Source organism: Streptomyces europaeiscabiei (genome assembly GCF_001550375.1).
Classification (GTDB): domain Bacteria; phylum Actinomycetota; class Actinomycetes; order Streptomycetales; family Streptomycetaceae; genus Streptomyces; species Streptomyces europaeiscabiei.
In genome coordinates this window covers 1-4,060 of record NZ_LRTR01000130.1, presented here as the reverse complement: position 1 = coordinate 4,060, position 4,060 = coordinate 1, and the positions used below count along the sequence as shown (strand labels likewise).

General features: G+C 69.1%; 4 protein-coding genes. All 4 read left to right on the top strand.

Annotated elements, in window-relative coordinates:
* Nucleotides 1-985 (top strand): NsdA family TPR-like regulatory protein (locus tag AWZ10_RS06110; protein WP_060890620.1); only part of this gene is annotated, 985 nt, incomplete at its 5' end.
* Nucleotides 986-1,370: 385 nt separating this feature from the next.
* Nucleotides 1,371-2,657 (top strand): ammonium transporter, encoded by a 1,287-nt coding sequence (locus AWZ10_RS06105; RefSeq protein ID WP_046705178.1) that lies wholly within the window; start codon nt 1,371-1,373, stop codon nt 2,655-2,657.
* Nucleotides 2,654-2,992, top strand: a complete 339-nt coding sequence (locus tag AWZ10_RS06100) for a P-II family nitrogen regulator (protein ID WP_003997576.1) — start codon at nt 2,654-2,656, stop codon at nt 2,990-2,992. The genes AWZ10_RS06105 and AWZ10_RS06100 overlap by 4 nt, the downstream gene beginning before the upstream one ends.
* A gap of 26 nt (nt 2,993-3,018) precedes the next feature.
* On the top strand, nt 3,019-4,060 hold a 1,042-nt coding region (locus AWZ10_RS06095), incomplete at its 3' end, for a [protein-PII] uridylyltransferase family protein (protein ID WP_208618455.1).

The following is a 4,060-nucleotide window of genomic DNA, read 5'->3' as shown; positions in this document are numbered from 1 at the left end:
CGAGCCGTCGCCCGCCGCCCGCCGCGCCGGCCGGCTCTCCAAACCGGAGCTGGACCTCCTGGAGTCCACCACGGTGATGTTCCGGCAGTGGGACGCCCAGTGCGGCGGGGGTCTGCGCCGCAAGGCGGTCGTCGGCCAGCTGCACGAGGTGACCGACCTCCTCCAGGAGCCCCAGCCCGAGGCCACCACGCGGCGGCTGTTCAAGGTCGCCGCCGAGCTGGCCGAACTGGCCGGCTGGATGAGCTACGACATCGGCCTCCAGCCCACCGCCCAGAAGTACTTCGTCCTCGCCCTCCACGCGGCCAAGGAGGCGGGCGACAAGCCCCTCGGCTCGTACGTGCTGTCCAGCATGAGCCGCCAGATGATCCACCTCGGCCGGCCCGACGACGCCCTCGAACTGATCCACCTCGCTCAGTACGGCAGCCGCGAGTGCGCGAGCCCGCGCACCCAGTCGATGCTGTATGCGATGGAGGCCCGCGCCTACGCCAACATGGGCCAGCCCGGAAAGTGCAAACGGGCCGTCCGGATGGCCGAGGACGTCTTCTCCGACGTCGACGAGTGGGACGACCCGGACCCCGACTGGATCCGCTTCTTCAACGAGGCGGAGCTGCACGGAGAGAACTCCCACTCCTACCGCGACCTCGCCTATGTCGCAGGCCGCAGCCCTGCCTACGCGTCGCTCGCCGAGCCCGTGATGCGCCGGGCCGTCGAGCTCTTCTCCACGGACACCGAACACCAGCGGTCGTACGCGCTGAACCTCATCGGCATGGCCACCGTGCACCTGCTCCAGCGTGAGCCGGAACAGGGGGCGGCCATGGCCAAGCAGGCCATGGAGACCGCGAAGAAGGTGCGTTCCGAGCGCGTCAACACCCGTATCCGAAAGACCGTCGACACGGCCGTACGCGATTTCGACGGTCTCGCCGAGATCGTCGACCTCACCGAGCAGCTCGCCGTCCACCTCCCCGAGACCGCCGAGGCGGTCTGACCCCGGCCCGGCGTACGCGGGTCCACTCGTACTCCGGCCGCGGCCGGCCATCCCGACTGCCCGACTCGGCTCCCCCATGCCAGGTCATCGGATGGTCTGCCGTGGTCGGTCCGTTCCGGGAGGTTCCACCGGAAGTTCCATCGGATACGAAACCGTTATCCGCCGAGGGCCCCACAGAGGCTGGGCCCCACACGGGACTAATCCTCCGAGATTCACGTTTCACCTGTCTGTAACGTGATGGGTGCCTTCGTCACATCCGGGAAACATTTCCAAACTCCCCGTGAAACGGTGCTGCGTCAGTCTCCTCAGCACAGTCGGCCCTCCCCGATAGCTCCCAAGCTTCCGCATCCGCACGGGCCGTTCCGACCACGAGGAGATACCGGCATTGAACGGCACAGATACCGGATTCGTATTGATCAGTGCGGCGCTCGTCATGGTGATGACGCCGGGCCTGGCGCTCTTCTACGGCGGCATGGTCCGTGCCAAGAGCGTGCTGAACATGCTGATGATGTCCTTCATCTCGCTGGGCATCGTCAGCATCCTGTGGGTGCTGTACGGCTACTCGCTCGCCTTCAGTGGTGACCAGGGCGGCTTCATCGGCAACCTGGACGCGATCGGCCTCAAGGGCATCGACGTCACCAGCACGGTCGACAGCTTCGTCGCCGGCGCGAACGGCGAACCGCACAAGATCGCAGCGTTCGCCTTCATCCTCTTCCAGATGCTGTTCGCGGTCATCACCCCGGCCCTGATGAGCGGTGCGCTGGCCGACCGCGTCAAGTTCAGCGCCTGGATGATCTTCATCGCGTTCTGGGTCACCCTGGTGTACTTCCCGGTCGCGCACTGGGTCTGGGCGCCGGGCGGCTGGCTCTTCGAGCTGGGCGTCATCGACTTCGCCGGTGGTACCGCGGTCCACATCAACGCCGGTATCGGCGCGCTCGCCGCGGTCCTCGTCGTGGGTAAGCGGATCGGCTTCAAGAAGGACCCGATGCGGCCGCACAGCCTGCCGCTGGTCATGATCGGCACCGCCCTGCTGTGGTTCGGCTGGTTCGGCTTCAACGCCGGCTCCTGGCTCGGTGTCGACGGCACGACCGCCCGCATGGCCATCAACACGCAGATCGCGACCGCCGCGGCCATCATCGGCTGGCTGATCTACGAGCGCATCCGCCACGGTGCGTTCACCACCCTCGGCGCCTGCTCCGGTGCCGTCGCTGGCCTCGTCGCGATCACCCCGTCCGGCGGTCACGTCAACGCCTTCGGTGCCATCCTGATCGGCATCGTCGCCGGTGCCGTCTGCTCCTGGGCCGTCAGCCTCAAGTACAAGCTCGGCTACGACGACTCCCTCGACGTCGTCGGCGTCCACCTGGTCGGCGGTGTCATCGGCACCCTGATGGTCGGCTTCCTCGCCACCGAGGTGGGCGGCTGGGACCAGTTCGGCAAGCAGGCCACGGGTGCCTTCTCCGTCATGGGCTACACCTTCGTGGTGACGTGGATCATCGCCTTCGCCATCCAGAAGACGATCGGCTTCCGGGCGTCCGAGGAGGACGAGGTCACCGGTGTCGACCAGACCCTGCACGCCGAGACCGCGTACGACTTCTCCTCGGCCGCCGGTTCGCACATCTCCGCCAGCACGAGCAGCGTCGCTGCCCCTGAGAGCAAGAAGGTCGAGGCATGAAGCTGATCACCGCGGTCGTCAAGCCGCACCGGCTCGACGAGATCAAGGAAGCCCTGCAGGCCTTCGGGGTGCACGGTCTTACGGTGACCGAGGCCAGTGGGTACGGTCGGCAGCGGGGCCACACGGAGGTGTACCGGGGTGCCGAGTACACGGTCGATCTGGTTCCCAAGATCCGTATCGAGGTGCTCGCCGAGGACGACGACGCCGAACAGCTGATCGACGTCATCGTCAAGGCCGCCCGCACCGGCAAAATCGGTGACGGCAAGGTCTGGTCCCTCCCGGTCGAGACGGCCGTTCGGGTCCGGACCGGCGAGCGCGGCCCGGACGCGCTCTGATCGAAGAGAAGAACAGGAGTCGCTGGGTGACGAGTACGGACGTACGTACGGATGCAGAGGACTCGGGACCCAGCGGTTATGCGGCGGCCCGGCTGCGCCTCCTCCAGGAGGAGGCGCAGTCCGGGCCGCCGCGCCGTTCGGCCCTGGCCGAGCTGACCGACGACTGGCTCGCGGGACTGTTCGGCGCGGGCGCCAACGAACTGCGCGGGGCCTCGCTGGTCGCCGTCGGGGGATACGGGCGTGGTGAGCTCTCGCCCCGCAGCGATCTCGATCTGCTGCTCCTGCACGACGGGTCCGACGAGCGGGCGGTGGCCGCGCTGGCCGACCGCATCTGGTACCCCGTCTGGGACCTGGGGCTGGCCCTCGACCACTCTGTGCGCACCCCCGCCGAGGCCCGCAAGACCGCCGGCGAGGACCTCAAGGTGCAGCTGGGGCTGCTGGACGCCCGCCACATCGCCGGTGATCTGGGCCTGACCGCCGGACTGCGGACCGCCGTCCTCGCCGACTGGCGCAACCAGGCGCCCAAACGCCTCCCGGAACTCCAGGAGCTGTGCGCCGAGCGGGCCGAGCGGCAGGGGGAGCTGCAGTACCTGCTGGAACCCGACCTCAAGGAGGCGCGTGGCGGGCTGCGTGACGCCACCGCCCTCCGCGCCGTCGCCGCCTCCTGGCTCGCCGACGCCCCGCGCGAGGGGCTCGCCGATGCCCGGCGCCGGCTCCTCGACGTACGGGACGCGCTGCATCTCGCCACCGGGCGCGCGACCGACCGGCTCGCGCTCCAGGAACAGGACCAGGTCGCCGCCGAGCTGGGACTGCTGGACGCGGACACCCTGCTGCGCCAGGTGTACGAGGCCGCGCGGGTCATCTCGTACGCCAGTGATGTGACCTGGCGTGAAGTGGGGCGCGTGCTGCGATCGCGCGCCGTCCGGCCACGGCTGCGCGCCATGCTCGGTGGCGGAAAGCCCACCCCTGAGCGGTCGCCGCTGGCCGAGGGCGTGGTCGAGCAGGACGGCGAGGTCGTGCTCGCGCGGGCCGCCAAGCCCGACCGGGACCCCGTGCTGCCCCTGCGCG

What these genes read in the sequence shown, in the direction of transcription:
- AWZ10_RS06100 (WP_003997576.1), top strand. Translation starts at nt 2,654, where the DNA reads ATGAAGCTGATCACCGCGGTCGTCAAGCCGCACCGGCTCGACGAGATC.